General features: G+C 66.6%; 4 protein-coding genes. All 4 read left to right on the top strand.

The window, feature by feature from the left end; translation table 11 throughout:
* Positions 1-13: 13 nt before the first annotated feature.
* The 4 genes from AC3A3W_RS01160 (at position 14) to AC3A3W_RS01145 (ending at position 3,713) form a co-directional block, all read left to right on the top strand.
* Complete coding sequence (locus AC3A3W_RS01160) at positions 14-1,432, top strand: phosphomannomutase/phosphoglucomutase (protein ID WP_487440059.1); 1,419 nt, start codon at positions 14-16, stop codon at positions 1,430-1,432.
* A gap of 8 nt (positions 1,433-1,440) precedes the next feature.
* Positions 1,441-1,920, top strand: coding sequence for a hypothetical protein (locus tag AC3A3W_RS01155; RefSeq protein WP_487440058.1), 480 nt, complete (start codon positions 1,441-1,443; stop codon positions 1,918-1,920).
* Between the two features lie 46 nt (positions 1,921-1,966).
* Positions 1,967-2,416 (top strand): RrF2 family transcriptional regulator, encoded by a 450-nt coding sequence (locus AC3A3W_RS01150; RefSeq protein ID WP_487440057.1) that lies wholly within the window; start codon positions 1,967-1,969, stop codon positions 2,414-2,416.
* Positions 2,417-2,552: 136 nt separating this feature from the next.
* The gene (locus AC3A3W_RS01145; protein ID WP_487440055.1) at positions 2,553-3,713 is read left to right on the top strand and encodes a globin domain-containing protein; all 1,161 of its coding nucleotides are present in this window, start codon (positions 2,553-2,555) and stop codon (positions 3,711-3,713) included.
* Positions 3,714-3,766 lie beyond the last annotated feature (53 nt).

The following is a 3,766-nucleotide window of genomic DNA, read 5'->3' as shown; positions in this document are numbered from 1 at the left end:
TAAGATAAATCCCGTGACTAGCAACCAGACCAATATTTTTGACCTTTCAGCCTCGTTCAAGGCGTATGACGTCCGCGGCATCGTGGGCGACTCCATCACGGCTGAAATAGTCGAAGCAGTGGGGGCCGCCTTCGTCGACGTGCTGGGCCTGGAAGGCCAGACGGTCCTGGTCGGCGGCGACATGCGCCCCTCCTCCCCCGAGTTCAGCAAGGCCTTCGCCAACGGCGCCGCCACCCGCGGGGCCGATGTGCAGCTGCTGGACCTGATCTCCACGGATGAGCTGTACTACGCGTGTGGCGCCCTCAACGCCGCCGGCGCCACGTTCACCGCCAGCCACAACCCCGCCGAATACAACGGCATCAAGATGGCCAAGGCCGGAGCCGTGCCCATCTCCTCCGAAACAGGGCTCAAGGAGATCCAGGCCCTCGCCGAGCAGTACCTCAACGCAGGCTCCATCCCCGCCGCCGCGAGCCGCGGCCAGATCGGCGTCCAGGACGTCCTCAAGGGTTACGCCGAGTACCTGCGCACGCTCGTGGACCTCTCCGGGTCCCGCCCGCTGAAGGTAGTGGTGGATGCCGGCAACGGCATGGCCGGGCTCACCACCCCCGCCGTCCTCGGCGACACCCTGCTGCCGAAGCTGCCGTTCGAGATCATCCCGCTGTACTTCGAGCTGGACGGCTCCTTCCCGAACCACCCGGCCAACCCGCTGGAGCCGGAAAACCTGCGCGACCTGCAGGCCGCCGTCGTCGAGCACGGGGCGGACATCGGGCTGGCGTTCGACGGCGACGCGGACCGCTGCTTCGTCATCGACGAAAAGGGCCACCCTGTGTCGCCGTCGGCCATCACCGGCATGGTTGCCCGCCGCGAGATCGCGAGGGCCAAGGCCCAGGGTGAGGAAACGCCCACCATCATCCACAACCTGCTGACCTCCCGCGCGGTGCCCGAACTCGTGGCGCAGGACGGCGGACGGGCCGTCCGCACGCGCGTGGGCCACTCCTTCATCAAGGCCGTCATGGCCAAGGAAGGCGCGGTCTTCGGAGGCGAGCACTCCGCCCACTTCTACTTCCGCGACTTCTGGAACGCAGACACCGGCATGCTCGCCGCCATGCACGTGCTGGCTGCCCTGGGCGAGCAGGACGGCCCGCTGTCCGAGCTCGGCCGCGAGTACGAGCCCTACGTTTCCTCCGGCGAAATCAACTCCGAGATCGAAGACAAGGCCGGCGCCGTGGAGCGTGTCCGTGCCGATTTCGCCGGCGAGGACGTCACCGTCGACAACATGGACGGCAGCACGTTCACGGCAGCGGACGGCAGCTACTGGTTCAACCTCCGGCCGTCCAACACCGAGCCCTACCTGCGCCTCAACGCCGAAGCCACCGACCACGCCACCATGGAGCGCGTCCGCGACCGCGTGCTGGCCCTGGTCCGCAGCTAGGACCGGCAGTGGCAGAAACAGCACCGCAGCCGGGGCATTCCTGGCGGACATCGGTTCCGGAGGCTACCGCCACCGATCTGGAAAACCTGCTGGGCACCGGCATGGGGGCAGCGCAGGAGCAGCTGGAGCGGAACGGCGGTTTCCTGCCGTTCGCGCTGGTGGTGGAGAACGACGGCGAAGTCCGCCTGGTGGCCGTTTCGCCGGCGGATGCTGCTGACGGTTCAGGCGACGAGTTCGATGCCGACGGAATGATCAGCGACATCACAGAGCTGCTGCGCCAGAACCGCGATGACTTCCGGGCCGCCGCGATCGTCTGCGACATCACGCTGGTGGAAGAGGGCTCCGATGCCATCCATGTGGCAACCGAGCACCGCGACGGCGCCGTCTTCGCTGCCGTCCTGCCCTACATTGCGAAAGAGTCCACCCGGGAGTGGGAATTCGGCGAACTCAGCGCAGACACGAATGAACCAGTCATCTGGGTGGACTAGCGGGCATGTGCGGAGGCCAGTTGCACGGCATCAGTAGGCTTAGGCCATGAAAATCAACGCCTTCGCGGATGTCAGCCTGCGCGCCCTCATGGTGCTCGCGGCCGCGCCGGAGGCCGACCTCCTCACGACCCAGAGCGTGGCGGACGCCGTCGGCACGCCCTATAACCATGTCAGCAAGGCGATGGCGAAGCTGCGCATGCTGGGACTGATTGACGTTGAGCGCGGGCGCAACGGCGGCTCGCGGCTGAGCGCTGCGGGTCGCCGGGTCACGGTGGGCCAGGTCCTCAGGCACCTGGATACCCGCGAGGACCCCGCGGACTGCATCGCGCCGGGCGGCCCGTGCCCGCTTATCAGGGACTGCCGGCTCCGGGGCGCCCTGGCCCGCGCCCGCGAGGCGTTTTACCGGGAGCTTGACGACGTGGTGGTCGCCACGCTGCCCGCCTCAGGCCAGATGACGCCGGTCTTCGAGGCGATCGGTTTGCGCCCGGGGCTCTAGCAGGCGTTCCGCCTCTCGGATTTGGAGAATCACTTCTACAGGGTGTAGAAATTGGATATGAATATTGGCATTCTAAATACCAATATTCGGATTTCGGTCCGGACGAAGGCCCCGGGCCATTACCTCAGGAGTACACATGCTCTCGGACAAATCACGCCCTGTCATCGAGGCCACGCTTCCGCTGGTCGGCTCCCGGATCGGGGACATCACACCCAAGTTCTACGCCCGGCTCTTCGCGGCGCACCCCGAACTCCTCGATGGCCTGTTCAGCCGCTCCAACCAGCGCTCCGGCAACCAGCAGCAGGCCCTCGCCGGCAGCATCGCCGCCTTCGCCACCCACCTCGTCAACAACCCGGGCTCGCTCCCCGAGACCGTGCTGTCCCGGATCGCCCACAAGCACGCCTCCCTGGGAATCACCGAACCGCAGTACCAAGTGGTCTATGAGCACCTGTTCGCTGCCATCGCCGAGGACCTGGCCGGGGTCATCACGCCCGAAATCGCAGAGGCCTGGACCGAGGTTTACTGGCTCATGGCGGACGCCCTGATCAAGCTGGAGAAGGGTCTTTACGCGGCGCAGGCCAACGACAGCATGTGGACGCCGTGGCGCGTTGCCGCAAAAACGCCCGCAGGCACCGGCGCCGTAACCTTCACCCTCGAACCGGCGGACGACACTCCCGTCACACCCGCACTTCCGGGCCAGTATGTCAGCGTGAAAGTCCAGCTGCCGGACGGCCTCCGCCAGGTCCGGCAGTACTCCCTGTCCGACGACGCCGGAACCCGCCGCACGTTCACCGCCAAACTGGACGACGACGGCGAGGTATCCCCGGTGCTGCACAGCGCCGTCGGCGTCGGCGACGTCCTGGAAATTTCCAACCCGTACGGCGAGATCACACTCAAGGACGGCGACGGGCCGGTGGTACTGGCCTCGGCCGGAATCGGCTGCACCCCCACGGCATCCATCCTCCGCTCCCTGGCCGAAGCCGGATCGGACCGCGAAGTCCTGGTGCTGCACGCCGAAAGCACCCTGGACAGCTGGGCCCTGCGCGGGCAGATGACCGAGGACGTGGCACGGCTGGAAGGCGCCGACCTCCAGCTTTGGCTCGAACAGCCGCAGGCCGGCTCCAAAGCCGGCTTCATGTCGCTGCGCGAAGTGGACCTGCCGGCCGACGCGTCGCTGTACCTCTGCGGCCCGCTGCCGTTCATGAAAAAGATCCGCAACGAGGCAATCGACGCCGGCATCCCCGCCACACAGATCCACTACGAGGTCTTCGGCCCCGACATCTGGCTGGCCTCGTAAGCGAAGAAGCGCGAACGGACACTTAAGCCCCGGGGCTTAAGTGTCCGTTCGCG

It is taken from the genome of Arthrobacter sp. Soil_N43 (assembly GCF_057655195.1).
Note: the sequence above shows the minus strand (reverse complement) of the source record. Positions and strands in the feature narration are given on the sequence as shown.